Source organism: Mesorhizobium sp. YC-39, assembly GCF_025753795.1.
Lineage (GTDB): Bacteria > Pseudomonadota > Alphaproteobacteria > Rhizobiales > Rhizobiaceae > Mesorhizobium.
In genome coordinates, this window is the sequence record NZ_JAOWPS010000015.1 from 42,474 (window position 1) to 68,968 (window position 26,495).

Sequence of the window (26,495 nt, forward strand, 5' to 3'; positions counted from 1 at the left end):
CACTCCTACACGATTCCGAGGCAGTGGCGTACCATCGTGCAAGTACAACTGGGTCTCGCGGCCCTGTTCCAAAATGCTCAGCGGGAGCCGCAGCAGCTACGATGAGAGGATAAGGACTGTGGGGAGATTTGCTACGGAGACTCTCTGGGCGGGCCGGAGCCGCGCCACAAAAGTGCTATCCCGTTAGGGCGACCATCATCATCGGCACCAGCACCAGCAGCGCCTTGTCGAGGATCCCGGCATGGTCAACATGATGATCATCGGGCGCACGCAGGGCGTGTTACGGGGTGTCATGAAGACCACGGGAAAGGAGTGGCCAGTCACTGAACGACTAAAGGCGCAGCCTTTAGAGCCACGCCTAGCCATAGTTCGTTTAGACTCTCCAAGTGCCATGGCAAGACCCATGGGCTCGCGACACCATTGTGCCTCCACTCAGCGAGTAGAGGTGTTATAGAGCGGATACGAGTGCATTGCAAGAGGGGAGCGCATGTCCAGCATTACGAAGAGGCACATACCTACCAGAGAGTTGCTAGGTGAGTACCTCACCTTCGTACCCCGTCCCCAGGAGGTAGACCACTTCGAAGTGGACATGCGTACCCTGAACCCCACCCTCTTACGGGATAGCATACGGGAGGGAGTGCAGGTCCGCCGCCTGCAGGCGGTACCAGTAGACCAGCAGCGCCAGATAATCCACCGCATATACACACGGAAGGTCAAAGAGTTCTCCTCGATCTACCCCTTCGTATTCGCCGTAGAGAACAGCCTGAGGTCAGTGTTGGCCGACTACCTCGAGGACAGGTTCGGCAGGATGGACTGGTGGACCATCATCAGGGACGGCCGGGACGCAGGACAGACCTACCAGAATTTCCCCAACATTCGAGGCGTGGTCATCAACCCCGGCTTCGTCAAGGCCGTCTGGAAGGTGTTCGACGACATGATCAGCGCTACGCTGATTCACAAGGTCACGGGACCCGACAAGAGCGACGAGTTCTACTATTGTCTTACGCTCGGAGAACTCTGGAGCATCATCAAGGCGGACTGGGGCTTGATGCGGGGCATGTTTTGCGCCAACGCGGAGCTGGCATTCAACCTCGACAAGACTGTGTTTGACGACACGTTACGAGTCATCAAGGAAACCCGGAACGAGCTCTTCCATAGCAATCCCATCAAGGACCGTAAGAAGGTCGTCGAGGCTTGCGAGCGCATACTTAATGCGCTCCAGTTCCATCTCGGCGACTATGACGCCGACTTGGGCGCCGCCCAATGCTCGCAGATTCCGCCGACAGTCAACCGCGCACAGCGACACGTCATCCCAGCTCGATAGATTTTTCTCTCACGACATGGTGTGTGACGACCCGGAGCCGGTGCGGAACACTCCATCGACGGCGCCATCGTCCACGCGCACGAACATGACGCGCTGATCTTCGCGCGCCATGATGATTTCGCGGATGGCACGGAATTCGACGCCGCACCAATCCTTGCGCTGATAGTCCTCGCCGAGGAAGACGACGATCAGCTTGGACCGATTTCGGTAGATTTCCTGCAGAAGGGTGTCCAACGAGGGTCGCGCAAGCTGGGACACGTAGTTGGTGTCGTGGAAATAGGCATTTGGGGCCGATGCGTGCTTCAAGCTCGCGGGCGACCTGCTCGACCAGTCCTCGTGCCTCACCAGGGAAAGAGAGGCCGACATCAAAAGTGTGCCGCGTGATGTCGACGGCCCTCGCGGCCTGCTGGGTCCATGACGGCAGCACGATGCCGCGTGCGGCGTGGAGTTCCTTGGGCAGGTTGACATTCTTGACCGCCCAACGCGTGCGGTTCATTTCCCAGTTGCCGATATCGAGCTCGAAGCTGAGGGCATCGAAATCGGCCGCCACCAGGAACGGATCTACAGGGATTATCTCGTATTCGATCCGCACCTGGCCGCGGCGTACGGTGACCTCGCGGACGATGCCGAATTTGGGGTCGAGCTTGCGGCCGGCTTCGTAAGCGAAGATGGAAGGCAGTCAGCTCCTTCAGCGCTGCCTCGTCCAGGGCGCCGAACTGCTGCGCTATCTGCTCGTCCGTGTATTCATGGTGGCGAACGCGGCGGCTGGCGTCGAGCACGCAGGGATCGCCTTTCCACTGGTCTTCCCATCCAGATACGAAGAGGTAGTACATCGGCGCGCTTTCAAGGTGAGGCGTCAGGGCAGAAGCCCGACATCGTGGAGGAAGGCGGCGAGTACGGGCTCGACTGCAGCGGCCCGGCGCACATCGGTAAGGCCGATGCGGCGCGCCAGCAGGATCTTGGTCATGGGTTTGTCGTACTGAGGCCAGGCACCGTGCAGGGCGACTCCCGATGCTTGTGTGGTCGGCGGCCGATGCTGCGCGAAGCCGTTGAGGTGACGCAGCAGCAGCGCCTCGTGGCAGGGGTCCTGCCAGATGAGACGGATGTCCAGCTGGTTGGCGAGCTGCTCAGCCTGTTGCCGACGTTGGTTATCGTTCTGCACCTGATCGATGTCGAGGAGCACTGCCCGGCTCGCGAATTCCGAGCGACGCCGGCGTCTCCGCTCGATCTCTTGTGCGGCGCGCCGCAAGCGGGAGGTGGGGTCACCCGCGCCCGGGCTGAGGTTCACGACTTCGAGGTGAACCGGACGGCCGGCGGCCTGCAGCAGATCGTTGAGCAACTGCCCATAGGCCTGTTCGGATTCCCCCTCGCAGCCCAGAAAGATCGGCGTTTTCGGTCTTATGGTCGGACGGCGCATCCTCATCCAACCTGGGGGACTGCGCCGTACACGCCGCCGAGATACTTCTTGTAGAGATTGTCGGTGCGGCGAACGGCGCCAACATCCATCAGGCTATACACCTGTGACCGGCCCCGGCTGTCCTTCTCGCAAAAAACCACCTCTTCCTTGGCGAGATCGTCGAGCAGGGACGCCGAGTGGCACGTCATCCATAGTTGCGCGTCATAGGGGTTGCGTTCCGGGTCATAAAACCAGCGGACGATCTCCGGCAGGATCAGCGGGTGGATCGACTGATCCAGTTCGTCGACAAGCGCCACCCCTCCATGCTGCAGGGCGAGCAGGATCAGGGGGAAGATGCGGATGAAGGAACGCGTCCCGTGGCTCTCGAGGCCCCAGGGCATGTCCACATGCAGACCCTGATGCCGAAACAGTGCGACCGGTCCGGTTGCTGCCTGCACGATCTGCATCTCCTCGACACCGAGGTCGATGCGCTGCAGCTCTCGGTTGAGCGCCGCCACGACCGGCGGGTTCTGCGCGAGGTAGGTGATCACGGCCTGGTCGCCAAGATCGGTGCGGTCGATCAGGATGTTGCGATAGACGGCGGCGGCGGCCTCGAGGATAACCTTGGAGGCCTGGTGTTCGAAGAGTGCCAAGGTCGCGATCACGCTGGCATCCTCCCTTACCTTGTCGACCACCTGCGAGAAGCCGCTGAGCGGAAAGATCCTCGATCCCTGGACCTTACGGTCGGCATCCCGCTCGAAGACGCGCTGCCATTTGCCTTGGCCCTTGTTCTTCATGCGCAAAGCTTCGTGGGTGACGGTCTTGATCACGCCATCAGTGGGTTGCAAGTGCAATTCGTAGCGGAAGGTGCCGACATCGTCGGCGACGGCGATCTCCTCCGCGCTGCGTTCGGCGCCACTCAGGTCGAGCAGACCGCCCAGCTCGATCGCGAGCCGGATCGGACCATTGGCGGAATCCGCGTCGTTGAAGCGCTCGCAGGGAAGACCAGGACCCTTGTGCTGGAAGCTCTCGCCGATGAACCAGCTCACGAAGGCCAGGGCACGCAGCACGGTCGACTTGCCCGAGCCATTGGGCCCGAACAGCGCAACCGCCTTGGCGACACGCTCTTCGGAGCGCGGGAAGATCGAACCGAATCTTTCCGGCAGATCCGGCACGTTCTTGCCGATCCGCAGGTCGAGCACCTGTGGATCGCGGATGGAATAGAAGTTCTCGATTTCGAGGCGGTACAGCATTCGCACAATATGAGGTTCGTTATTCGTATTTTCAACCGAAATCTGTCGATTATAGGTTTTGGTCAGTCCAAATGGCTACCTGAAGTCACGGTTTTGACTGTCGTCGGCTCCCTTCAGCGTGGGGTCTGCGATATCGCGCGGCAAAATATGGCGCCCGCGACGGGCTCGGTAAGTTCTTTCGTGCAGACGACTGGCTCTTCCACAGCACCTGGAGACTAGACTTCAGAAGCGGGCCTTGCGTCCCAGAAATCAGCGCTGAAATTGTTCAGTCGGTCACCGTCACCGAGCCTAACCTCAAACTGACCAGGAATGCCTGCTCCGTCATGGCCAGCCTTGAAATAGTCGCGCACTGACCAATGAGCCAACAGCCCGAGGTGCTCCCATTCGCGAAGCAGGTCATTCTCACGGTCCTCCGCCAGCTTCCTAGCGCTCGGCTTTCGCTTCGGCTTCGGCTGAGCGAGTGCATCATAGTCGAAACGGGGCTGGACCTTGTATTTGAAGATAATGGATCCGGAAGTCCACGCATCCTCGGTAGTCCGGCGCCATCGGTAGCTGACACGCATCTGCATGTTTTGGGTCAGACCAAATGGGAGTATCGTCGGATCGCAAACAAAAAATAGCTGGCCCTCGCGTTCCTCGACCTCCAAGCGTTGCTCCATCTGGCCAAACGCAAAAGTCAGATCACTACCGGCCTTGTGAGCAGAATATAGCGTCTCTTCCCGCTTCTTGGCCGACTTCGCGATTCTATGCGCCGCAAGCGCTCGATCGAAGTATCGGAGCTTGGTGGCCACGTACTCTCCGCAGTCGTAGAGTGGTAGGCTGCTGAGTTTTCCGAGGTGCTCTGACCTCATGGCCTCATCAACCAAGTCGTGAAGCTCGCCGCTGTTGATCGCACCGATGGCCTGCTTCTCGCGGTCACTTAGGTTTATCGGCCCCATCTCGCTCTCCGTCCGCATAGATCACACCGTCAGGTTCAACGCATTTAAGGTATCTGACAACACCTCTTGTACGAGAAGCGCACCCAGAAACACGGCTACAGGTCAGATGAACCCCGTGCCCTGCATCGTCCTCGACCGGTTATTTCACGCACGCCGAGTTCGACAATGAGGTTGAGAGCCCGTCGATCGGCTGCTGCGCTTCATCGCCATGCACGCGCAGGTACCCGCCACCGCGTACCGATACCGAAAAGTGAGGCCTTGATTGCCTTCTCCCCTTGCTACCGCGTTGCCCGGCGAACGGCCCGGCGGATGACTTCGCTCGAATCTGGATCGGGGTGATCGCCACCGCCTTTCCATTCATCAGAAACCAACCATTCTTCAAAGTAGAATAGCCATGTCGCAATCCATGGAATGAAGGTCTGGTCCAGGCGCATCGACCCCACCCACTCATGTGCTTTGGGCAGGTGCAGGCAGAGTCGGAGTGGATCGCGGTAGACGTGCGGCAACTTCCTCTCGCCAGCAAGAAGCTGAATTTCCGGTTCCAGCACCACAGCCTTCGCTGATCCGCCTCGCTCATAGCTCAGACGGACGCGATATTCCCGACTTAATGGCGTGGGACGAACATGATATTCCCAGGTCAGTCCTTTTGCATTCAACGCACCGCCACCCACACAAATCGGGTTCGCTCGCAGGAACAGGAACTGCTGTGCGGGCGTGAGATCAGGACGGGTTGACCAGCTCATTCATCACCGAAGTACGTGTTCTTCGGCACAGCGGTCGCCGCATCGCTGTTGGTCAGCGTAAGACCAACCATAGGCGCAACAAAAAGCTTTTGCGCCGAGCGCGCGCCTGAAATCTGTTCCGTACGCGCATCCATGACGCGCGCCACGACGGTCTTGCCGTAGGAATCGCCGAGTTTCTTGGTGATGCGATCGAGGCCTTCGAGTTCAGCCAGGTTCTCAAAGTCTGCGAGCGCCTTCGCGTGCCAGGCAGAAAAGGCAGTGGCTCTTTGCGGCTCCTTGTTCCAGCGCTCGGCGAAATTCTCACCGACGGTCGTTTCGTTGGCGACTACATACATCAGCTTGCCGTTCACGAACGGCCGATCGATGAAGTGAGGCATCATCCGGATTGTTGCGATGACGACGTCAAGTTCGGAGTCAAAGGTGAATGTGTTTACGCAACACTCGTAAGCTTGCGCCGCGAGCGTCGTAATGACGATGGAGATCGGCGCGATGTCGGCCTCCATTTCGAAGAAATAGATGTCGCGGTGGCGCTTCAGCAGCTGAACCGTGCGGCGCAAAATGCCCTTGGCCCTCATGTGAACGGGAAAGGGCTCGATGTTTGCCTGCCTGTCAGATGCGATGGCTTTGCGAACCTTGAGGCGGGGCTGCATCGACGCGCGTTTCTCGAACAGTGCCCGATACCCTTTTGGGTTTGTGGGCTTGAATTCACTCAGGCTCTTATCCGGCACCAACTCGCCGCTATTGTTGCAGCTGGGGTTCACAATTGTCGGTGAAACATCCAGGTGGAATTCGCGCGCGTAGTTCAAACGCCAGCACCGCTTTTTCTCCTCAAGCATAGCTGCATAGCGTGCATTTTCGCGAAGCCGGTCTCCGACAATCTTCTTCAGCTCAGCTGGCGGGCGCACCGACGCAAACCGGAAAACAACGCAGATAACATCAACATCAAAATCCTCGCGGCCGAGTGGCTTCACTGAGGTGCCGAGCCCCGCCGATCCATGCGGGTAGACATCAATGTGTTGCAAAATAGGATTGTCCGACGAGGACAGCCAATCTGCGACCGCCTCGTAGCTCGCCTTGGCGGCCTCCATTTGCGCGGTGGTCAGTTCGAGATCCTGACAGATCTCGTCCAATATCGAATAGACCTCGGATTTGCGCAGCAAGACATTCTGAGGCACGAGGCTTCTGGCAAGCTCGTTCATTTCATCACTCGTTCAGCTGATAGCATGGCACAAAGGGCTCTGCCGGTTCCGTCAGAAATACAGGTTCGATGCGCGCCCGGTCGCGGCGAGCCGCTGCCGCCCCCATCCCCTTCAACTGAGTAATTTTGCGGGTGTCGTCGAGCTTGAAAAATTTCTTCGGCACATCCGGGCAGAATCGAAACAGTGCCTCGCGCTCATATTCGTGACCCGTGAGCAACTTGGCCATCCCCATGGCGCTGCGCGATTGACCGTCCATAAACAAACGGATGACATCAGATCCAAGGACGCCCCAGCCGGGCGCCTCTCCGATCATGTAAACTTCATTCACGCAGCCAAGGCTCAGCACCCGCAGACTGGTCGAAGGCCAGCCCAGCAAGGTGATGGCTTCAACGACCGCCATTGCGATTGGGTTGTTGCACCACGTGCCGCCGTCAAGCAGGCCGACATCGTCTGCTGTACGATGCCGCTTGAAATACGTGGGGGCCGCCGCCGTGGCCATCGCCGCATCGAGGGCAGACTTCTTATAATCCGTCTTCAATCGGCGATGATGCGCCGTCTTGTAGATATACACACTGCGCAGGTCGGCATCCCATGCCGGGACCAAGAGCCGCGTCTTGGCATCGCCAATACGCTTGCCCTCGAGCACACCGTCTAATTCGGCGCGCAGCAATTCCGCATCATGCTTTGGCGCGACGACGTGGCGAACCTCTCTCAACAGGTCACCGATGCGGGTCCAGATGGAGCCGCCGGCCTGCCCGAAGATATGGGGGCCACGATGAACGTAGAGATCGAGGAGCCGCTTCGCGGGCAACCCCAACGCAAGACCGATTGCCAGAATGCCACCGGTCGAAGTGCCGGCAATGAGATCAAAATAATCGCCGATTGGTCGGCCGATATCTTCTTCCAGCGTAGCCAGGAACGACGCTGGTTGAGTCCCCATGATACCGCCACCGTCAATACACAATATCCGGCGGATCGGCTCCAAAGTTTCCTCATCCAGCGTCGGCATTGTCATCCCTTCGGCGGATACGGGTCATTCCCGTACGAATTGCGGTCACGAATCTCGCCGTTGGGGCGGTGGATAACGACTTCGCTTTTCTGGTTGATTGCGATCTCACGCGCTGCGCGTTCGGCATCCGCCTGGGTGCTGTGCGTGGATGTTACCCGTTGGTTTCCGGCTCCCCGGACAGCCCATGCATTGTCATGGGGGACGACGTGCTGATTTTTACCAGCCATGCTACTCTCCTTCTTTCCTTGACCTGATTCGCAATCAGTAATACGATTCTGTACGCTCTGTCATAGGCGGAGCTCAAAAAAGGTCCCCGTAGGGACTGACGATCTAGGTAAGGAAGTCTATACGATCTGTCATGACTGAGTCAAGCATCCCATCCACCTTCGCCGCCCGCCTGCGTGACATCCGTGAGAAAAGAGAACTGAGCCAATCCGAGCTTGCCCGTGAAGCCGGAATGCAGCCATCGGCAATAGCCCACTTCGAGGCCGGCAGGCGCAAGCCATCTTTCGATAATGTCCGCGGACTCGCAAAGGCCTTGAAGGTCACCGCTGACTATCTGCTCGGCACCAAGACGACCACAACCGCATTCCGTGACGAAGACAAACTGTCCGCAAAGGACCGCAATTTTATCCAGAACATCATCGACACGATGATCGGCGACAAGAAGTAGGATCAGCCCTTGGCATCCTTCCGGCTAAAGATGGCAACACAGCTCGGCGAAAAAATTGCCGCCGAGTTCGGCTTCCATCAGTTTCCGGTCGATCCCTTCGACATCGCGCGACAAAAAGACATTGCGGTGCAGGCCAAGCCTGCCGACGTGAAAGGCGTATCAGGCGCAATCATTTTTGCGAACGACAAGGTGACCATCATTTACTCGAATGAGTATGAGAATGCCGGTTTCGAACAGTTCTCCCTCGGCCATGAACTGGGCCACTATTTTTTACCAGGTCACCCGGAAGAGATCATAGCGATGGGCGGGGCACATATGTCTCGTGCTGACTTCACGCAGAATATGTCAATCGAGCTTGAAGCGGACCATTTCGCAAGCGGCTTGCTTATGCCGACGGCGCTGACACGGAAATTTCTATCGAATAATCAGGTCGGCCTAAACGGCATTCTGAAGCTGGCGGATGAAGCCGGATGCTCATGCACCGCTGCCGCGATCCGAGCCGCCGAATGCAGCGCTTATCCGCTCGCAGTAATCGTCTCGCAGGGCGAGCACATTGCCTACGCTTTTATGTCGAACACCTTCAAGGATCTGGACAAGCTTCCCTTCTTGCGAAAAGGGATGCCTTTGCCCGACAGCGAGACATTGCGCTTCAATAAGAGCCCCGCAAATGTCCTGCATGCGCGGCGTGCCAATGCCGAGACAAACCTCAAGGATTGGTTCGATTGCCCGAGGCGATTGACCCTCGACGAAGAAATCATCGGCCTTGGAAAATATGGCTACACTCTAACAGTGCTCAGCAGCGAACTCTTGCCAGATGATCCTGCCGAAGAGGAGGATGAGGATGCTGCCCTCGAAGAGAGCTGGACCCCTCGCTTCGCCTACAAGCGATGATCGAACGAGCTATCGTTTGGCGCGGGTCGCGCAATTCCAGCGCCTTGTATGTGTAATGACGACGAGCAGCACATGATCTGGGCCGAGTCTGCCGAATCCCCAGGGCATGTCGCGCAATTCATCTATTGATCAGGTATAGGCAGACGCAGCGCGGCTATTCGCCCGCCTCTTCTCCGAGGCCCTATTGTCCAGCAGAAATGTCGGGCATGATGTCGCCCGCCAGCAACTTCTCCTTCGACAGTAGACCAGCATCCTCGAGTGCCTCGAAATCCGGCAGGTCACGCAACGTGTCGAGTCCGAACTCCAGCAGAAATTCTTTTGTGGTGACATAGGTGTAGGGCGCGCCCGGTGTGGGGCTGCGAGGTCCCGAAGCGATCAGCTTCGCGCCGCGCAGATGGCCGATCAGGTCGCGCGAAACTTCTTTCCCAAAGAACGATGACAGTTCTCCGCGCGTGATTGGCTGGAAATAAGCGATGCACATCAACACCAGCACTTCGGGCTGCGTCAGGTCGACCGCCTTCTCACTGCCACCAACCGCCGCACGGATGGCGTCGGCATAGGCCGACCGAGTCAGGTGTTTCCAGCCCCCGGCGACCGCGACCAGGTCATAGGGCCGGCCACGCAGGTCCTCCCGAATGTCGTCGATGAGTAGGTCGATGCTGCAGCTCTTGCCGACGACACGCGCCAACGTCTCGCGCGTCACAGGTTCGCTGGCGGCGAAGATGGTTGCTTCGACCCGATGCATCCATTCGCGCCAGCGCACCTCCGGCGGAAGATGATCCAGCTCACGATCAAACAGGCGTTCGCCCGATCGACCGCCTGGCTGCCCCTTTCCTCGTCTGCCCGTCGCTTCCGCCATCGTCCTCACAGCCCGTAGATGCGGAAGGTAGGACGGCCGGATAGCTCACGCACGGCGCCGAGTTCGACCAAACGGTCGAAAAGGCGGCGCAGCCCACGGTCGCTCATGCCGGCGATCTTTTCCGAGGCAACGATCGCATCGTCGGACAAGAGCTTGTCGACAACAGCGTCCGCTGCCTTGGCTCTGAGTTTCGGCGCCACGGCAAGCATCCGGTCCGCGCGGCGCTCGAGTTCAGCGGAAAGATCAATCGCGCGCAGCGCAGCGCGCGCCTGGGCGGCGAGCAGGCTTTTGGTCAGATCGGAGCCCCCCTCGATACCAGTTGCCGAAACAACGGTACTCGCGCGGCGAGGTGGGCGCGGATTGATGCCCAAAGGGGCCTCCGTGCCCAAGAGCGGCACTGCATGTGTCCACCCTAGCTGTTGAGCCAGCAGGGCGTCGGCAAGCCAGGCTCCAAGGGCGCGCCCGAAGCCGTGGTGTTCGGCGAGCATGATGGCGCCAGTCGTCATTCCCACCGTCCCCTCACCGGCGACGAGCTGCCGAAGATCGTCAGTCAGGTCGCTGACGCCCTCGTCATTATGCGCCAGACCAAGGTCATCCAGCACCGCGCCGATGTTCGCCTCGGTCAGCAGTCTCTCCAAGGGCATTGCGGCCAGCCGACGCCAGGCCAATAGCATCCTGCCAGCCGGCCCGACATCGTCGCCCGGTCGCGTGAGCAGCACCGCGTCGCGCAGAGCGCTTTCATCCTCGACGCGGCCTGCCTGCCTCGCCGTTGCCGCGGCCGCCGAAAGCGCCAAGCGTTGCCGCCAGGTGCCGGCCGACCGCTCCTGCCGGCGGATCATCGCATCGAGCGCCCCGATGGCGGCACCCGCGGCGAGTGCGACGTCCTCAACATCTTTCCCTGCAAGGCTTTGCGAACCCGGAATTGCTCGGCGAAGCCAGATCGGCACCGCGCCGACAGACACGGCTGAGCAAGCCCCAGAGAGTGTAGCGTGGCGAGATATGGAGGGCTTTGGTCGCAGAATCATCGCCCGCAGGATCGGCCATGCCGACGCTTTTGGCAACGGAAATAGGCAATAAGCGCTGTGCCTGTCGCACGAAAACAATGAACGATAATGTTGCATTATCGTTCGTTTATTGACAAATCTCAGAACGATGGGTAGAAAATGCCAGAAAGGTAGATTTTTGGAGCCTGTGGTGTCCCTCAACATCAAAAATCCGGCAACCGTCGCCCTCGCCGAGGAGCTCGCACGCCGCCAGGGTATCAGCAAGACTGCGGCCATTCATCAGGCCCTGAGCGAGCGCCTGCATCGAATGGGTTTCGGTGACGCTGCGCAGGAGCGTCTGCTCGCGGAACTGCGCGCGATCCGGGAGAGACTGGCGCTGTTGCCTGACCGGGATAATCGCACCGACGAGGAGATCATCGGGTACGACGAACACGGAATTCCGAACTGATGGTGATCGACACCTCAGCCATTGTGGCGATCCTGCGTAGTGAACCCGAGGCGGCAAGGCTTGAAAGAGCACTTATCTCCGATCCAATCCGTCTGGTTCCGGCGACCTGTGTACTCGAAGCACGTATGGTGATGGTCAGCAGGCGCGGCGAACACGCATTGGCCGAGATCGATCTTTGGCTTCATAAGATCGCTGTCAACATCATTCCCGTTGACTCCGAATTGGTTGATCTGGCCACCCAAGCTTGGCTCTCCTACGGCAAGGGCCATCATCCGGCCGCCCTGAACTTTGCCGATTGCTTCTCCTACGCATTGGCAAAACGTTCGGACGAGCCGCTGCTGTTCATCGGTAATGACTTTTCCAAGACAGATGTGGTGGCAGCATGACGATGGCTGATGACGCTCAGGACTCATCAGCGGGTTCCGGAAAGGACGATCTCCCCGACATCATCGACCTAGTGATGGAAATGGGACGTCCTGCAGAGCAGAAGAAGGCCCCCTCCCCTCCCCTGGCGGGCACGGCAAACGGGATGGAACGGCTTCCCGTTCATCTCGACGCGCTCGCTGACCGCGCCCGTGACTATGTCGAAGCGGCGAACTCAGCCAATACCCGCCGCGCCTACGCATCTGACTGGAAGCATTTTGCCGCGTGGTGCAGGCGCCAGCATCTTAATGCTCTGCCCCCGGAACCGCAGGTGGTCGGCCTCTACATCACCGCCTGCGCGTCGGGGGCCGTAACGGGGGACAAAAAGCCGAACTCTGTGTCGACGATCGAGCGCCGCCTCTCGTCGCTCGCCTGGAACTTTGCCCAGCGTGGCCAGCCGCTCGACCGCAAAGACCGCCACATCGCCACCGTGCTTGCCGGCATTCGCAACACCCACGCAAAACCGCCGGTGCAGAAGGAGGCCATCCTGCCCGAGGATCTTCTGATCATGCTGGAAACGCTCGATCGCGGTAGCTTACGGGGCCTACGCGACCGGGCCATGTTGCTGCTTGGCTTCGCTGGCGGCCTGCGCCGCTCCGAAATCGTTGGTCTCGATGTTGGCCGCGATCAGACCAAAGATTCTTCGGGCTGGATCGAGATTTTTGACAAAGGCATGCTGGTGACATTGCGGGGAAAAACCGGCTGGCGCGAGGTCGAGATCGGTCGCGGCGCTTCCGATGCCACCTGCCCGGTCGTCTCCATGCAGACGTGGCTGAAACTGGCACGGATTGGGCACGGCCCGCTATTTCGACGCGTCACCGGCCAAGGCAAGGCTGTCGGCGCCGAGCGATTGAAGGACCAGGAGGTGGCGCGCCTGGTCAAGCGCGCGGTGCTCGCTGCTGGGGTGCGCGGTGACCTGTCGGAAGGCGAACGCGGCCAAAAGTTTTCCGGCCATTCGCTTCGCGCTGGCCTCGCTTCCTCAGCCGAGGTCGATGAGCGTTACGTGCAGAAGCAGCTCGGCCACGCCTCAGCAGAGATGACGCGGAGATATCAGCGCCGCCGCGACCGTTTTCTCGTCAATCTCACCAAGGCAAGCGGGCTGTAAACGCGCTGACAAGGGAGCCCAGCCTTGCCAAGGGCCAATAGCTTCCGTTTGCGATCGCCTTGCTGCAATCACAATATGTCGACAGATTACGATTTTATCGACACGATTTGGCGATATGTCGATGCCAACGACATATCAACCCTGACATGTCGATCGAACCAGGAACCATCGACATGGACGTTTCAGGCTGACAGGCCTTACAATGACATCCCTCTCCTGCCTCCAAAGGAGGATGTTGAAACGAAGGTGGTGCTCAAGGCCTGCATAGCGGCGCGCGCGGCCTTGGCAGAGCTCAGAGTATCGGGTCAGCTTATCCCGAACCAAGCAGTCAACTCTATTCCTCTACTCGAAGCCCAGGCAAGTTCCGAAATGGAGAACATCGTCACAACGACGGACCGATTGTTTCGCTTCGCCAATGAAGCCGGAAATCTCGCTGATGCCTGCCACGAAGGAGGCGCTGCGCTACCGCACTGCGCTTAATCAGGGCTTACGAACTATGCAAAAGCGCCTGTGACGACGTCAACGGCGGTCGCGGTGTGCCGCACGATCAAGGGCGTCGAACTCGACATTCGGTCGACGCCCGGCACGGCCCTGGTCAACCAGGCGATGGGTGCGGTCGTTTACACCCCACCCGAGGGGGAGAACCTCCTGCGCGACAAGCTGGCGAACTGGGAGCGCTGCATCCATGAGGCCGAGGACATCGATCCCCCCGTTGATCCGTGTCGCCGTGATGCACTACCAATTCGAGGCCATCCATCCATTTGTCGACGGCAATGGCAGGACCGGCCGCGTGCTGAACCTGCTCTATCTGGTCGACAAGGGCCTCTTGGACATCCCGGTGCTCTATCTAAGCCGCTATATCATCCGAAACAAAGGAGCCTACTACGATCGCCTTCTCGCCGTAACGACGGAGGGCGCGTGGGAAAGTTGGATCCTCTACATGCTCGCCGCGGTAAAGGAGACTGCTGGCTGGTCAACTGACCGTATACACGCGATCCGCGACCTGCTCGACCAGACCGCCGAGTGCTTGCGCCGAGACCTCCCGAAAATCTACTCCAAGAGCTTTCCGAGATGATCTTCGTTAATCCGTCGGATCGGCGACTTGGTTTCATCCGACATAGCGAAACGACAGGCGGCATCGGTCTATCTAAAGACCCTCGTCGACAATGGCCTGTTACATGAAGTCAAGGCTGGTCGGGAGAACCTCTATATCAATCCGGCCTTGATGGCGCTTCTCACCGAGCGCGAGCGCAAATCGGCCGGTGAAGCCCTCTTCTTCCAGAAGGACCGTTTGATTGCCTGGTTTCCGGCATATCTTTTCGGCCAGCAACTGAGTTTCTTGAAGGACCGCGATCGGCGGCGGATGATGCCCGTTGTCTCCAACTTATCGTCTCACCGGGAGCGGCACGACATTCTCGTGGTTTGGCAGATCGAAAACCATTGCCAATTGGCGTGTCGTGGCCATTTCGATGACCAACTCTTCATGGTCTGACCGGGTAGACCGGTCTTGACCCTGGCGAACCAGCCCGGCGAACTTATGCACTGGAACCGGAACCATGTAAGGATGCTCATCGAGCAACTTACTGATCTCGATCACAACGTCAGCATCGATGTTCTCGGGCAATTCGCGCATAGGCGGGCTCTCAATAACATGAAGATGCGAGCATCTGAAAATGATCTTGCGCCCGCCCCGACCGTGCCTGCCGCAACCGCGCCGCCATCGCCCTACACCAAGAATGCGTCAGTCAGGCCGGCGAGTCCAGAATGGTGTCAGCTCGAGCCGGCATCCACCCGATACCAGTGTTCTCGCGAGCCAGCGCCCCACCTCCAGGGTGACCTCAACTCCGCGCGGCCGGCCTCGACTGAGACCTAGGCGGCCGTGTTCCGCGTGCGGCCGCTTGCATCCCTCCCCGGCAAGCATCATATTTACTGCAGTAAAAAAGGGCCTTTGTGACAGAGAAAACATGGGTTTAGCTCAGAGCGCGGGGCAATTTATATGGGCTTCCACGCATGAGCATTGGCTTCATGACCTCAGCTGCAGCCGGCAGTAAAAAGCCTCTCGGCCCCCGGTAACGTTCTGTTAACCTAAAACTTCTTGCCGCGGTTGGCCGAATCGGAGCTTAATGGCACTTGTTAAGTGGATTGCTTACAAAAAGCGCCAATTCAGGTTTCGACAAGAAATGAACATTGCCATGCGGCTTCCACGCTTCGAGTTCGATAACACGATCATCGAGCAGGGCGAAGAGATATCGCGGCGACTGAACCAGCTTCGTATGGACAAGTTCCCGCCCAATGCGACCAAGACCCTTCGGTCTTTTTCGATGGCGGAGGTAGCCCACTATCTAGGAGTATCGCAAAACAATCTGAAGCGCCTCCATCTGGAACGCAAGGGCCCCCTGCCCGAGCAGATACCGTCGGGACGCCGATCCTATACCGCGGAGCAGATGCTTGAGCTGCGCCATTTCCTGGACCGACACGGCAGGACCGAGGTCAAGAAATACGTGCCGCACCGCAAGCCTGGCGACAAGCTCCAGGTTGTTGCTGTCGTCAACTTCAAGGGCGGCAGCGGCAAGACAACCACCGCCGCCCACCTCGCCCAGCATCTAGCTCTGACGGGCCATCGCGTCCTTGCCATCGATCTCGACCCGCAAGCCTCACTGTCCGCCTTGCATGGCTTCCAGCCGGAACTTGATCGGAACCTCTCTTTGTATGAGGCGATCCGTTATGACGACGAGCGCAAACCGATCTCTGACGTGATCGTCCCGACGAATTTTCCCGGTCTGGATATCATTCCAGCCAGTCTTGAACTGCAGGAGTATGAGTACGACACCCCGCTCGCCATGCAGGACAGAACGTCCAACGTAGGTCGCCAGTTCTTCACCAGGCTTGCAAAGGCGTTGTCGGAGGTGGACGACCGCTATGACGTAGTGATTGTCGATTGCCCTCCGCAACTAGGCTATCTGACTTTGACGGCGATGTCGGCGGCGACATCTGTCCTCATCACGGTTCATCCTCAAATGCTCGACCTGATGTCGATGAGCCAGTTCCTGCTGATGCTCGGCGGCATCTTGAAGACCATCAAGGCAGCCGGTGCAGCAATCGAGTTGGATTGGTTTCGCTACCTGATCACGCGCTACGAACCGACAGACATCCCGCAAGCGCAGATGGTTGGCTTCATGCAGTCGATGCTGGCCGGCCAGATACTCGAAAATCCGATGCTCAAGTCGACGGCCATTTCGGATGCGGGGTTGACGAAACAGACACTCTACGAGGTCGAGAAGTCGTCCTTTACCCGCTCTACCTACGACCGCGCACTGGAATCACTGGATGCGGTGAACTCCGAGATCGCGACGCTCATCCATCGCGCATGGGGGCGGTCATGACGGCGGGTTTTACGGCAGTAAATAATGGGAATTTTGACCGTGAAATCAGTCGACTAACCGAGAATCGGGGCGATTGATGGCACGCAAGGACATATTTGGCAGCGTCATGGGCCCCGCGGCCTCGGTTGCGAACGTCAAGGACATCTCAGCCTATGCCGTTCGCGGCGCTTCCCGCTCGATTATGCAGTCATTCGAGGAACTCTCGAAGAGTTCGGTCGTCGATCTCGATCCGGCATTAGTCGACACGTCATTCGTTTCAGACCGCATGGACGATGACGATGAGGCTTTCCAGGAATTGCTGGCAGCTATTCGTGAGAGAGGGCAGGATTCGCCGGTTCTTGTCAGGCCTCACCCCGAGGTTTCGGGCCGCTTCCAAACCGTCTTTGGCCACAGGCGTGTCAGGGTCGCGCGCCAGTTGGACCGACCGGTCCGCGCCGTCGTCAAGAAGATGGACGATGAGGACCATGTTATCGCCCAAGGGCAGGAAAATGCTGCCAGAGCCAATTTGTCCTTCATCGAAAGGACCCTGTTTGCCGACCGAATTCTCAAGCGGGGCCATTCCCCGGATACGGTGAAGTCGGCGCTTGCGCTCGATGACACGACGTTCTCGAAGATGCGTTCGGTTACCAGCAACATTCCCGAGCGGGTCATTTTGGCGATAGGCGCCGCCAAGAGCGTTGGTCGGGACCGCTGGTGGCAGCTTGCCAAACTCATGGAGCCGCCCGGGGCAGGGGTGAGGGCGGCAGAGTATGTGGCAGGCACCGATTTCGCCCAACCAGGCAGCGAGGCCCGGTTTACCCGCCTCTTCGACTTCATGAGTGTGCCAGCGAAACGCCCGCATGCGTCTACGAAGTCCAAGGAAACGGCTTGGACACCCGATGATAGATCGGTTCGAGCCAAAATCACCGACACCGGAAAGGTGTTTACGCTCGCCTTGAAGTCCAAGGAAGCATCGCCCTTCGGCGCATTCATCGCCGGCAAGCTCGACGAGCTTTTCGAGGCTTTTCGGGAGTCGGAAATGGCGAAGAAAACAGGAGACTAAAACCGCAAAAGAAAAAGGCCCCCGAACGTCGCCGTCGCGGAAGCCCTTCTCGGTCTGTAGCAAGCTGAGAATCGCACTTCCCCGAATCACTGTCAAGAGTCGTGGCGCCGTTTCGGCGAGCCAATTTCTTTTGCCTGATTGAAAGGTGAGGGAAATGGAGAGGGGATACGCGACGACGCCCTTTGGGCGGCGGCCGATGTCGCTCGCCTTGGTGCAAGCGAATGCGGCATCACGAGAGATTCCGGACGGGGCTCTTGTCGAGAAATGGCAGGTCTATCGTTGGTTGTGCGAAGGCAAGACTGTCGTAGGTGTGGGAGATCGCGCTCTGGCCGTGCTGAGCGGGCTCTTGTCTTTCTATCCGGACGATCAGATCAGCGAGGAAAACGGCCTGATGGTCTTTCCTTCGAATGCGCAGCTGTCGCTTCGCACGCACGGCATGCCCAGTTCCACATTGCGGCGACACTTGGCCGAGCTGGTGAGTTGCGGCCTGGTCATCCGTCGGGACAGCCCAAACGGCAAAAGGTTTGCCCGGAAGGGAAAGGGTGGCGCTATTGCGGAAGCGTTCGGATTTTCGCTAGCGCCGCTGCTGACGCGGGCTGCTGAGTTTCAGCATGCTGCCGAACAGGTGCGCGCCGACGCCCTGGCTCTCAGGTTGATGAGGGAGCGGATTACGCTCCATCGTCGCGACATCCACAAACTTGTCGGGGCTGCGATCGAGGAGGACGTTCCTGGCGACTGGGGAGGCGTCTGGAGACGGTTTAGAGCCATTGTGGATGCAATCCCGCGGCGGGCAGGGCTGTCAGAACTGGAGGCAATAGTAGCCGATCTGACCATACTTCATGACGAAGTGGATATGATGCTGGAAAGCTTCATGAATTCCACGAATCCTAGCGCCAATGAGTCCCAAAATGAGCGGCAGCAATCAGATTCAAACACAGACTCCAATTTTGTATTTGAACCAGCTTTCGAAAAAAGCAGGGCGGCGGTCGAGCCAAGGCAGGGAACGGATGAGAAGCTGAAAAGCTATCCAATAGGGCTGGTGCTGAAAGCGTGCCCCGAAATCTCAGACTACGCCGTGCACGGGATCGGAAACTGGCGCGATTTGATGATCACCGCGGCCCAGGTGCGAGGCTACCTTGGTATTTCGCCCTCAGCATACGAGGAGGCTTGCCATGAGATGGGCCAGGAGGTCGCCGCCATCGTAATTGCCTGCATCTTGCAGCGGGCCCAGCACATCAACTCGGCCGGCGGTTATCTGCGGGTTTTGACCGAAAAGGCGAGGGCAGGGCAGTTTTCCGTCGGACCTATGCTGATGGCCGCCCTGAAGGCGAATGGCGTGACAGCGAGGATGGCCGGATGAGAATTGCGAGCGCCGCTGGACGACCGGGCTAGGTAGTATTTTGCGATGCTGACGGTGATAGGTTCGCACAGGGCGTGCCGCACAGCGACCGACAACTCTGACGATCCGGCTGTGGGCTTTTCTGTCGGAAGAGGGGAGGGGATTGGCACGATGGCATCCTCTCATAGGTCGCTGATCCACGGATTCGCCTCCACCGCTATCGATAAGAGCTGATTATCGATAGCGAGAAAGCCGCCGAAGATACTGTGTCGCTTTCACGTCCCGAGTTCAATTGAAGCGATAAGGCGGAAAATCCTGCCCTCCCGCAGCACCGTGAGGCGGGCCCGGCCGGGGGAGGGGCCCTTTTCAAAGCCCGGACGCCTTGGTGAGGTTGGTGCGGAACCGATCGCGACGGCGCTGATATTTGCGGGTCATCTCGGCCGAGGCGTGGCCAAGTTGCTTCTGCACGTAACGTTCCTCGATGTCGGCCGACGAGGCGAGGCCGGCGCGCAGCGAGTGCCCTGAGAACAGCAGCGCACGTTCCCCTTCCGGAAGATCGGAGCGGATGCCGGCGGCGAGCGCGGTCTGTTTGACCAGGCGGGCGACGTGCTTGTCGCTGAGCCGCTCGACGTCGACGGTCTTGTTGTCCTTGAAGATGCGGCGGAAGAGGGGCCCCTTCGCGATGCGGCCGAAGCGGATCCAACCCTCAAGGGCGGCGACGGGGCAGGTCTGATCGGAAGCGCCGCGGCCGACCTCAACCTCGCGCCAGCCCGTCTTGCCGCGCAGCGTCACCAGGACGCCCTGGTCAGGAAAAATCTCGATCCAGCCGCTGCCGTCGCTGTGATCATCGCGGACGACGTCGAGGCCGACGATTTCGGAACGGCGCAGGCCGCCGGCGAAGCCCAGGAGCAAAATAGCGCGGTCGCGCAGGCCGCGCAGATCATGGCCGAGCGTGGCGACCATCGCCTTGATATCGTCGCCGAGCACGGCCTCCTTTTGCCGCGGCGGTTTTGCGTGTTTCCTGCGAATGCCGGCAAGAACCGTCGCGATATGCCGGTCGGCGCGATCGAGAGAAAAACCGCGCTGGGTAAAGTTCCAGGCGAGGCCGGAGAGGCGCCGCTCGATCGTCGCGACCGAGAGGGCAGGGGCGCCGCGTTTCGGATCACCGGCAGCGGTGTCAATGACACTGCCTGAGGCGCAGGCGCCAATATAGAGGCCGATGACCTGGCTGGAGGGCGGCAGCGGATTGAACCCTTCCCGACGGCACCAGGCGGTGAAATGCCGCCAGTCCTTGGCGTAGGCATTTTGCGTGTTATCGGAACTGGCGGCCTTCGCGTAGCTTGTCGCGGTCGCGACGAGCGCTTCCAGGCGCGCCGGGACACGGGGTGTCGGTCCCGGGGCGGGGGGTAAGGCGCCCATCTCCATGACCAGATCGACGATGTCGGGCAGATCGCCCTCTGGATGGTCGGAGGCGCTATCGTCGATTTTGGGGGTGTTTTCCGGGGACTCTGCCATGATTTGGCAGGCTAGCCGCATACGTCCGATAAGGCAAGCTTACCGGACATGATTGTGTGGCGACAGGTGCGGCGGATTGCTGCCATTTGTGTTGTAATAAGCGCCGCAATGAATCATCATGTCGACGATGATTCTGCGCCCGAAATCGCCCCTACGCCGTCACGTCACGCAGTCCGGCGCCGCCCCGGCCGCTCCGACTGTCACCGTGCCGAGCTGGCTGCGAAAGGCGGTGGAGGCGGCGCAAACCGTTGAGGATGCTACCCTGGCCACCGGCGCGGCCATCGCCATGCTGGATGCGGTTGTGCGCCGCGACGAAAAATGGGCCGGCGCCTGGCGCCAGCGCCTCGCGCTCGCCGCGGCTGCGGCGACGGCGCGGCAGACGGGGCGCGTCGAGGATGAAGCGGCGCTGCGCGATTCTTTCCTCCTCACCCGCCCCGGCGACGACGTTGGGCCGGGCGGCCTTTTGCTGCTCGGCTGGCGCCGGCTGGCAGCGCGGCCCGCAGAGGAGCTTCTGACGAAGAAAAGTCTCGCCGCGGTGTTGGAGGAATTCGGTTTTTTCGCCCGCGACGGCGCGGCGGTCAGCGATCTGGCGGACGCGCTGCGGCGGCTCGCCACGACCGAAGGCGCAGTCGGGATGCTGACAGGCGCCTACGCGGCCGTCGAGGGCCACGGCCTGCCACGCGCCATGGGACCCTGGCTTGCCGACGCCTTGCTGGCGCAGCGGCTCGGCTGGAGCCATGCAGTACCCGTGCTGACCAGCGAGCCAAAGGGGGGCAAAAGTTCCAGTCGGGCGCGCCTCCCGGCGGGTACCCCTTCGGCCGCGGCCTCGGATCCGGCGAAGTTCTTGCTTGCCGCGCAGGCGCACGCGGCGCTGCTCGCCATCGATCTCTCGGCGGAGCTCGAACGCCGCGCGGATCGGTTGCTCGCCGTCGCACCAAAACTCAGAGCCAAGGGGGCGGACACCGTCGTCGACCGATTGCTGAACGACGACGCGCTCGTTGCATCGCGCGGCGACAAAAGCACCGGGATGAGCGACCGTGGCCTGCGCCGCCTGTTCGACCGCCTGGTCGAGCTCGGCGCTGTCCGCGAACTCTCTGGTCGAGCGACCTTCCGCATCTACGGGCTGTGAGAAACGATGGCCGAGGCGACGCACGCGCGACGAGCGAAAGGCCGACCAGACGACGGTCGGTCAGGCGACCGCCTGTTTGACCGCGAGTTGGATCACCTGCCGCCGGAAGCGCGCTGGCGCGAATGGATGAACCGCGTCGAGGCGACGATTTTCGCGGCCAGCGAACCGGTCAGCCGCGAGACGCTGGCCCGCATCGTCGGAAAAAGCTGCAGCATCGACCTCTTGATCGACGACATCCGGGAGGAACTGCGTGGCCGGCCCTACGACCTGGTCGCCGTCGCCGGCGGTTTTCGGCACCTGACGCGGCCGGCCTATGCCGACGCCATCCGCAGTGCATTTGGCACGGCCGTCGGCGGCAACGAACGGGCAGCCGATCTGACGCAGTCGGAAGTGCTGGTGCTGATGTGCATCGCCTACTTCCAGCCGATCACGCGTGGAGAATTGTCGTCTTTCTTCGGCAAGGAGATCAGTCGCGACCTGATCGGCCATCTGCGCGGCGCCGGCCTGATCGCCTCCGGCCCACGCAGCCCGACGCCGGGCGCGCCCTATACCTATGTCACGACGAAAGAATTCCTGCTCGAGTTCGGCTTCGACACACTGCGCGATCTGCCCGACGTCGAGGCGCTCGAGGATGCGGGGCTGCTCAGCAAGGAAAAGCTGCTCGCGGGCGACATTATGCCAAGGTTCACCGATGGGGACGACCCTGGCGCCGGCGCCGTCATAGACGAATAGTACCCGCGGCAGGGGCGCCACCAATCATTGGGGCTGTGGAACGCCAAGATCGCGGTGACGCTTTGACGTGGTCCGATCGCCGGCCACGCGCAGATAGGCCGTCAGCACGTCGGCAAGCCCGGCACAGAGCAGGGTTTGGCGCCTGGATCTCGGCCGCGTCTGGTGCTAGTCGAGGAATTCGGCGAAGCGGGCGATCAGTTCATCATGGCCGCCCGCCGCAAGGATCATCCGACGCCGATGCGCGGTCGCGGCGTCTTTGTCAGCCACAAGCCAGTCGAGAGATTTTGCGGCGAGCAACTCGAAGCAGCGAATGCGGGCGGCCGTCGAGAGATTCCTAAGAGTGCCCGTGGAGCCGATATCGGCGACGGCCGGTGCGCACAGCACGCGCGAGACAACATCGCTGGTTGCCGCCGAACCCGTTCCCGATTCCACCCGGCATATATCCGCGATCGCACGTTCCAGTCGGCGCGCGGACGCCTTGACCGCGGTCTTGGGAGCAGCGCGCAGGTCGAACCCGCATCGCCCACAGAAGTGCTGCGCGACAACCTCGCCCTGGTCGAAGGTCGCGATGGGGGCTCGGCAGGCGGGGCAGCGATCGCGAAGGCCACAGCCATGCGCGAAACACGACGCACGCAACGCCAGCCGCCACTGCCGGCGGAAATGCGGCGTCTCGTCCGCTGCAAGGCAAAGCGGGCAATACTGCATCCAGGTCGAACGGTTCCGGTGCGCGCTATCGCGCAGTGGCAGCAGGAGCGGGGCCATGGCGTACCCGCTCATCGTCATCGCCGAGATCTCCTCGGTCGCCCGGCCGGTCTGATGACAGAGAAACGTGGCGACGTGGCGCGCAGTCGAAGGTCGAGACGCGGCGACCACATCCTCTCACTGAGGCCAAGGACGCCGGCGAACGACCGCGGCGCGATGCCGTTCGCGAGCGCGAGACGGTGGAGCCAGCTCGACAACAGCTCGTCCGGAAGCGGGGCGGCGGAAACCGGCCACCGCTTCCCGGCGACGTCGCCGTATCGCTCGCGGATCTCGATCCCGAAGGCCGCCCGTGCTGCATTCGCTGTCACAGCAAATCCTCGCGCACCGTCGCCCGACGCCGCTTCGAGACCGGGACGTAGCGCAGCGCCTCGATGCCCGATTTCGTAATCCGCTCCTCGCCGGACCTCACTGCGGCTGAGGCCGCTGCGGAGATGATCGCTACGATCTCGCCGATCAGTCCCTCGGAGAGCTGGAATATCCTTCGCGCCAAGGGTTCATCCGAGAGATCGGACGCCCGGACAAGCGGCAAGGCGCTCTCAAGGCTGTCGAGCAGCGCAAGAAACTCCTCGCCATATTGCCATCGCGGCACGGCGTGCAGGTCGAACCTGGTCGCCATTTCAGCGGTCTGGTTGACGACGTCATAGACGGTGACCTCACCGATCACAACCGGAGAGATGTCGAACTGGCGGCCGATCCTCCGCAGGAAGGCAAGTACGGCCTCGACGTCGCGGGCACGGCCGCGCAGCGTATTGTGGAACTCATCGAAGATCAGCATTCTGGGCTTCAGCTTGTCGAGCAGATGATCGACCTGTTCGGCTTTGCGGCCGACGTTCCGGCTGCTGCCCGTCGGCGCGCGCAAGGCCTGCAGGATGCTCTTGTAGAAATGGGCGAGACCGGCCCCCTCGCGCGGCTGCACCACCCATACCCGCTGCTGCTCGGCTGTTCTCAGATGCCCGACGGCGAACCGCTCGGCGATCATCATCGTCTTGCCGTTGGCATAGGGGCCGACGAGCATCAGTCCTCGGGTCTGCAACGATGGCGGCCGCGACAGAAGTTCGGCAAGGCGTTCATGCGCCGTGACCGCCACCTGATGTCCAATCCATCGCGGCGCCTGAATGTAGGTGATCCGCCCTTCCGTGCTGCGGTCGAGGTGACCCTGGCTCGGACACCTGCTCGTCGGCGCCATGCTCAGGCAGGTCCGTAAAACAAGCGTCCACCTGGTCTGTCTCAACACCGGGCTGCGCGCCATTCCACGCGAAAGGCGGCGCGCCCGCGACGGGACGGCGCGGCTGATCGGGTTTCTGGAGGGCATCACTGAAGCGGCCAGCGCCGGGCTGAAGGAACACGATCGGCTGATGCTCGCCCGCGAGCAGATGGGGCGCCGCCTGCGCGGCCGGCGGGGACATTCGAAGCTGCCACAACTCGTCGACCTTGTTCTTGCGCGGCCGCTCGTCTCCAGCGCGATGATCGAAAAGGACCTGAAGGTGACGACGCGTGGGGCGCTTAATCTCGTCGCCGAACTCGGCCTACGCGAGATCACCGGCAGGGGACGCTACTGGGCGTGGGGAATCCTCTGATAGCTCTTGTGCGTACCCAAAGATCGTCTGCCACGCCGGTATGACCGGCATGACCGGTCGAAAGTGTAGCCGTTGTCACGTAAGAGGCGTCGTCGCGTCACCGCTGCACGGCCTCGATCGCAGCCGTGCTTCCCGGCTTGGCAAATCATTGAGGGGAGGCCATTGTCCGCCTCCTTCCACAGACCAGACCGAAGAAATTTGCAGATCGTGCAGACCGGCCCGATTTCGATCGATGGAGTGCCATGTTCTATTCCGGCAAAGATTACGCTGTCCCGAAACCGCAACGGCCGCGGTCGACGCCGGCGCCAACGTGGTCAGGGCCGATCCGGGACTCGATAGGCTACAAAATTAAGGAGCGCCCGCTAATATACGGACTGGCAGCGGGTGAGATCGCCGACTTGAAAGCGACATTGACGCCGATCCGATAAAGCTCTGCATTGCAGTCGCCCTGCGATTGCCGGAAAACGCCTTGCTTCGATCGCCGGCCAAAAGGGGTCAATTCCTCGTGTCGCTTGACACCCCCGACAACGGCATCCCCCTCACAGCATCAACGCGGCCCGCTGGAGAATGATCTGCAAATTCGTACGTAGCAATGCGACCAGCGGCTCGTTCCAGTTCGTCAGCGATGGATTGGCGTCATCGGTACCCCTGATTACGGGCGAAGACTTTATGCAACTTTGCGGGCGTTGTTGCAGACGAAGAGGGCCAAACGCAATGGCAGGGCTTGGTGTATGTTCGATAAAAGCGTTCGATTTGGGCCGCTGCATTAGGTCAATCGCTCGAAGATGACGTTGATGTCAGTCATTGCAGCAAGCCGGTATGATCTGCATTCCATCAAATTGATGATCCGAGCCCTGTTGCCCTTTAATCGATGCTCACTTGGCTCGCATTGGATGACAGCAGGTCTTATGCGCTCGTAGTCAATGGCTTTAACGAGATCGTGATCTAGTCCTTCGCAATCAATCGATAAGAAATCGACCTTATTGGCATATGGGGTCAATAGTTCATTGATACCGATGGCACTCACCTCGATGTGTTCTCGGATACCTCCTATACCGTCGAAGTCGCCGAAACTTTCGATATGTGCCTTATCCACAGACGAAAGCTCATGGGCGTTTCCGATGAAGAGCGTGGCAGACGCTTGCGGAGCGGGCAAGACAACGGATTGCACGAGAACGTCTTCCGAGCGCGCAGTGCGGATCAGCGCTTCCAATTCAGGATTGGGTTCAACCAGAACACCTCGCGCGCCTCTTTGGTACATAAGATAGGTACTTGAGGTAGAGATGGGGTGATTAGCACCGATCTCTACATAGAACACACTAGCCCAAGATCTTTGGCTCTTGCAGAGTTTTGCTGCCAAAATTCCCTCGACAATAACGTCTTCTCCGGCCTGTGCGTAACTAGCCGGCGCGAAGTTCTTGATCCGAGAGTTCGTCAGATTGAGCCTAGTGACCTCCTGGTGTATGGACTGGTTTTCAAACTGGGACAACATAGTTCGCCCTCCAATGTAACCTGCGATCTTGGGACGGGGCCGTTACGACCGATTTGTCGCGGTGGCTCTTGCTCATCATCCCAGCAATCGGCGTGCCACGTGCGGAATGCGGTGTTCCTTACTCAGCAAGAGTGAAATACGCCCGCCCGCTGGAATGGCCGCGACACTTTGTCCGGTTCGCGACATCGGTGCCACCAATCGTCCGGCGACCTGCTGAAGTGACGTGAGTGCAGGGCGGATTTCGTCCCGCGGTTCTCGA

The 26,495-nt window shown here is 60.2% G+C and carries 29 protein-coding genes and 2 pseudogenes; 15 read left to right on the forward strand and 16 right to left on the reverse strand.

From position 1 onward, the window contains the following. Positions 1 to 487 precede the first annotated feature (487 nt). Complete coding sequence (locus OHD62_RS34265; RefSeq protein ID WP_263792011.1) at positions 488 to 1,324, forward strand: hypothetical protein; 837 nt, start codon at positions 488 to 490, stop codon at positions 1,322 to 1,324. Between the two features lie 39 nt (positions 1,325 to 1,363). Here the strand turns inward: OHD62_RS34265 and OHD62_RS34270 are convergent. From OHD62_RS34270 to OHD62_RS34310, 9 genes and pseudogenes are all read right to left on the reverse strand, one after another. Then, a pseudogene (locus OHD62_RS34270) lies at positions 1,364 to 2,157 on the reverse strand (TIR domain-containing protein); the annotation flags it as partial. 23 nt (positions 2,158 to 2,180) lie between these two features. Continuing rightward, complete coding sequence (locus tag OHD62_RS34275) at positions 2,181 to 2,741, reverse strand: RloB domain-containing protein (RefSeq protein WP_263792013.1); 561 nt, start codon at positions 2,739 to 2,741, stop codon at positions 2,181 to 2,183. A 2-nt stretch (positions 2,742 to 2,743) separates the two neighbouring features. Beyond that, positions 2,744 to 3,973, reverse strand: coding sequence for an AAA family ATPase (locus OHD62_RS34280; protein ID WP_263792015.1), 1,230 nt, complete (start codon positions 3,971 to 3,973; stop codon positions 2,744 to 2,746). Positions 3,974 to 4,188: 215 nt separating this feature from the next. Next, complete coding sequence (locus tag OHD62_RS34285; RefSeq protein ID WP_263792017.1) at positions 4,189 to 4,911, reverse strand: hypothetical protein; 723 nt, start codon at positions 4,909 to 4,911, stop codon at positions 4,189 to 4,191. 95 nt (positions 4,912 to 5,006) lie between these two features. After that, positions 5,007 to 5,087, reverse strand: a pseudogene (locus tag OHD62_RS34290) (helix-turn-helix domain-containing protein); the annotation flags it as partial. A gap of 102 nt (positions 5,088 to 5,189) precedes the next feature. Further along, complete coding sequence (locus OHD62_RS34295; RefSeq protein WP_263792019.1) at positions 5,190 to 5,654, reverse strand: hypothetical protein; 465 nt, start codon at positions 5,652 to 5,654, stop codon at positions 5,190 to 5,192. Further along, entirely contained in the window at positions 5,651 to 6,853 is a 1,203-nt protein-coding gene (locus tag OHD62_RS34300; protein WP_263792021.1) for a nucleotidyltransferase, read from the reverse strand. The genes OHD62_RS34295 and OHD62_RS34300 overlap by 4 nt, the downstream gene beginning before the upstream one ends. A 4-nt stretch (positions 6,854 to 6,857) precedes the next feature. Further along, a complete protein-coding gene (locus OHD62_RS34305) occupies positions 6,858 to 7,862 on the reverse strand; it encodes a CBASS cGAMP-activated phospholipase (protein WP_263792023.1) in 1,005 nt (334 codons plus the stop codon). 2 nt (positions 7,863 to 7,864) lie between these two features. Continuing rightward, positions 7,865 to 8,089, reverse strand: a complete 225-nt coding sequence (locus OHD62_RS34310) for a DUF2188 domain-containing protein (RefSeq protein WP_263792025.1) — start codon at positions 8,087 to 8,089, stop codon at positions 7,865 to 7,867. A gap of 131 nt (positions 8,090 to 8,220) precedes the next feature. On the opposite strand from OHD62_RS34310, the gene OHD62_RS34315 reads away from it, so the two are divergent. Beyond that, the gene (locus tag OHD62_RS34315) at positions 8,221 to 8,535 is read left to right on the forward strand and encodes a helix-turn-helix domain-containing protein (RefSeq protein WP_263792027.1); all 315 of its coding nucleotides are present in this window, start codon (positions 8,221 to 8,223) and stop codon (positions 8,533 to 8,535) included. Between the two features lie 9 nt (positions 8,536 to 8,544). Next, the gene (locus tag OHD62_RS34320; RefSeq protein WP_263792029.1) at positions 8,545 to 9,426 is read left to right on the forward strand and encodes an ImmA/IrrE family metallo-endopeptidase; all 882 of its coding nucleotides are present in this window, start codon (positions 8,545 to 8,547) and stop codon (positions 9,424 to 9,426) included. A gap of 181 nt (positions 9,427 to 9,607) precedes the next feature. Here the strand turns inward: OHD62_RS34320 and scpB (OHD62_RS34325) are convergent, their stop codons facing one another. Then, positions 9,608 to 10,285, reverse strand: a complete 678-nt coding sequence (scpB, locus tag OHD62_RS34325; RefSeq protein WP_263792030.1) for an SMC-Scp complex subunit ScpB — start codon at positions 10,283 to 10,285, stop codon at positions 9,608 to 9,610. Positions 10,286 to 10,290: 5 nt separating this feature from the next. Then, the gene (locus OHD62_RS34330) at positions 10,291 to 11,310 is read right to left on the reverse strand and encodes a DUF1403 family protein (RefSeq protein WP_263792075.1); all 1,020 of its coding nucleotides are present in this window, start codon (positions 11,308 to 11,310) and stop codon (positions 10,291 to 10,293) included. 169 nt (positions 11,311 to 11,479) lie between these two features. Between OHD62_RS34330 and OHD62_RS34335 the strand changes: the two genes are divergently transcribed. From OHD62_RS34335 to repC, 9 genes are all read left to right on the forward strand, one after another. Further along, on the forward strand, positions 11,480 to 11,737 hold the full coding sequence (locus tag OHD62_RS34335; protein ID WP_263792032.1) for a type II toxin-antitoxin system VapB family antitoxin: 258 nt from the start codon (positions 11,480 to 11,482) through the stop codon (positions 11,735 to 11,737). Further along, positions 11,737 to 12,123 (forward strand): type II toxin-antitoxin system VapC family toxin, encoded by a 387-nt coding sequence (locus tag OHD62_RS34340; RefSeq protein WP_006204729.1) that lies wholly within the window; start codon positions 11,737 to 11,739, stop codon positions 12,121 to 12,123. Before OHD62_RS34335 ends, OHD62_RS34340 begins: the two co-directional genes overlap by 1 nt. After that, positions 12,120 to 13,265, forward strand: coding sequence for a site-specific integrase (locus tag OHD62_RS34345; protein ID WP_412177464.1), 1,146 nt, complete (start codon positions 12,120 to 12,122; stop codon positions 13,263 to 13,265). The genes OHD62_RS34340 and OHD62_RS34345 overlap by 4 nt, the downstream gene beginning before the upstream one ends. 75 nt (positions 13,266 to 13,340) lie before the next feature. Then, positions 13,341 to 13,745: a Fic/DOC family N-terminal domain-containing protein gene (locus tag OHD62_RS34350; protein ID WP_263792037.1), complete on the forward strand. Its 405-nt coding sequence runs from the start codon at positions 13,341 to 13,343 to the stop codon at positions 13,743 to 13,745. 205 nt (positions 13,746 to 13,950) lie between these two features. Continuing rightward, entirely contained in the window at positions 13,951 to 14,340 is a 390-nt protein-coding gene (locus tag OHD62_RS34355) for a Fic family protein (protein WP_263792039.1), read from the forward strand. A gap of 27 nt (positions 14,341 to 14,367) precedes the next feature. Continuing rightward, entirely contained in the window at positions 14,368 to 14,757 is a 390-nt protein-coding gene (locus OHD62_RS34360; RefSeq protein ID WP_263792040.1) for a hypothetical protein, read from the forward strand. A gap of 688 nt (positions 14,758 to 15,445) precedes the next feature. Next, positions 15,446 to 16,648, forward strand: coding sequence for a plasmid partitioning protein RepA (repA, locus tag OHD62_RS34365; RefSeq protein ID WP_263792042.1), 1,203 nt, complete (start codon positions 15,446 to 15,448; stop codon positions 16,646 to 16,648). Between the two features lie 76 nt (positions 16,649 to 16,724). Further along, on the forward strand, positions 16,725 to 17,690 hold the full coding sequence (repB, locus tag OHD62_RS34370) for a plasmid partitioning protein RepB (RefSeq protein ID WP_263792044.1): 966 nt from the start codon (positions 16,725 to 16,727) through the stop codon (positions 17,688 to 17,690). A gap of 154 nt (positions 17,691 to 17,844) precedes the next feature. Then, the gene (gene repC / locus OHD62_RS34375) at positions 17,845 to 19,050 is read left to right on the forward strand and encodes a plasmid replication protein RepC (RefSeq protein ID WP_263792045.1); all 1,206 of its coding nucleotides are present in this window, start codon (positions 17,845 to 17,847) and stop codon (positions 19,048 to 19,050) included. A gap of 345 nt (positions 19,051 to 19,395) precedes the next feature. On the opposite strand, the gene OHD62_RS34380 is transcribed toward repC, so the two are convergent. Continuing rightward, positions 19,396 to 20,544, reverse strand: coding sequence for a tyrosine-type recombinase/integrase (locus OHD62_RS34380; protein ID WP_263792048.1), 1,149 nt, complete (start codon positions 20,542 to 20,544; stop codon positions 19,396 to 19,398). A gap of 118 nt (positions 20,545 to 20,662) precedes the next feature. On the opposite strand from OHD62_RS34380, the gene OHD62_RS34385 reads away from it, so the two are divergent. Both OHD62_RS34385 and scpB (OHD62_RS34390) read left to right on the forward strand, forming a co-directional pair. Next, positions 20,663 to 21,673: a DUF1403 family protein gene (locus OHD62_RS34385; protein WP_263792050.1), complete on the forward strand. Its 1,011-nt coding sequence runs from the start codon at positions 20,663 to 20,665 to the stop codon at positions 21,671 to 21,673. Between the two features lie 6 nt (positions 21,674 to 21,679). Beyond that, positions 21,680 to 22,405 (forward strand): SMC-Scp complex subunit ScpB, encoded by a 726-nt coding sequence (gene scpB, locus OHD62_RS34390; RefSeq protein ID WP_263792052.1) that lies wholly within the window; start codon positions 21,680 to 21,682, stop codon positions 22,403 to 22,405. 165 nt (positions 22,406 to 22,570) lie between these two features. On the opposite strand, the gene OHD62_RS34395 is transcribed toward scpB (OHD62_RS34390), so the two are convergent. Genes OHD62_RS34395 through OHD62_RS34405 form a run of 3 tightly spaced genes read right to left on the reverse strand, consistent with a single transcriptional unit; the run spans position 22,571 to position 24,353 of the window. Further along, a complete protein-coding gene (locus OHD62_RS34395; RefSeq protein ID WP_263792054.1) occupies positions 22,571 to 23,188 on the reverse strand; it encodes a TniQ family protein in 618 nt (205 codons plus the stop codon). After that, positions 23,185 to 23,475: a TniQ family protein gene (locus OHD62_RS34400; RefSeq protein ID WP_263792055.1), complete on the reverse strand. Its 291-nt coding sequence runs from the start codon at positions 23,473 to 23,475 to the stop codon at positions 23,185 to 23,187. The genes OHD62_RS34395 and OHD62_RS34400 overlap by 4 nt, the downstream gene beginning before the upstream one ends. Continuing rightward, positions 23,472 to 24,353 carry a TniB family NTP-binding protein gene (locus tag OHD62_RS34405; protein ID WP_263792057.1) on the reverse strand — a complete coding sequence of 294 codons (882 nt, stop codon included), beginning with the start codon at positions 24,351 to 24,353 and terminating at the stop codon, positions 23,472 to 23,474. Before OHD62_RS34405 ends, OHD62_RS34400 begins: the two co-directional genes overlap by 4 nt. On the opposite strand from OHD62_RS34405, the gene OHD62_RS34410 reads away from it, so the two are divergent. Then, the gene (locus OHD62_RS34410) at positions 24,352 to 24,744 is read left to right on the forward strand and encodes a DUF1612 and helix-turn-helix domain-containing protein (RefSeq protein WP_263792058.1); all 393 of its coding nucleotides are present in this window, start codon (positions 24,352 to 24,354) and stop codon (positions 24,742 to 24,744) included. The two genes, OHD62_RS34405 and OHD62_RS34410, sit on opposite strands and share 2 nt — an antisense overlap. 766 nt (positions 24,745 to 25,510) lie before the next feature. Here OHD62_RS34410 and OHD62_RS34415 read toward each other — a convergent pair. Next, positions 25,511 to 26,236: an FkbM family methyltransferase gene (locus tag OHD62_RS34415; RefSeq protein WP_263792059.1), complete on the reverse strand. Its 726-nt coding sequence runs from the start codon at positions 26,234 to 26,236 to the stop codon at positions 25,511 to 25,513. Positions 26,237 to 26,495 lie beyond the last annotated feature (259 nt).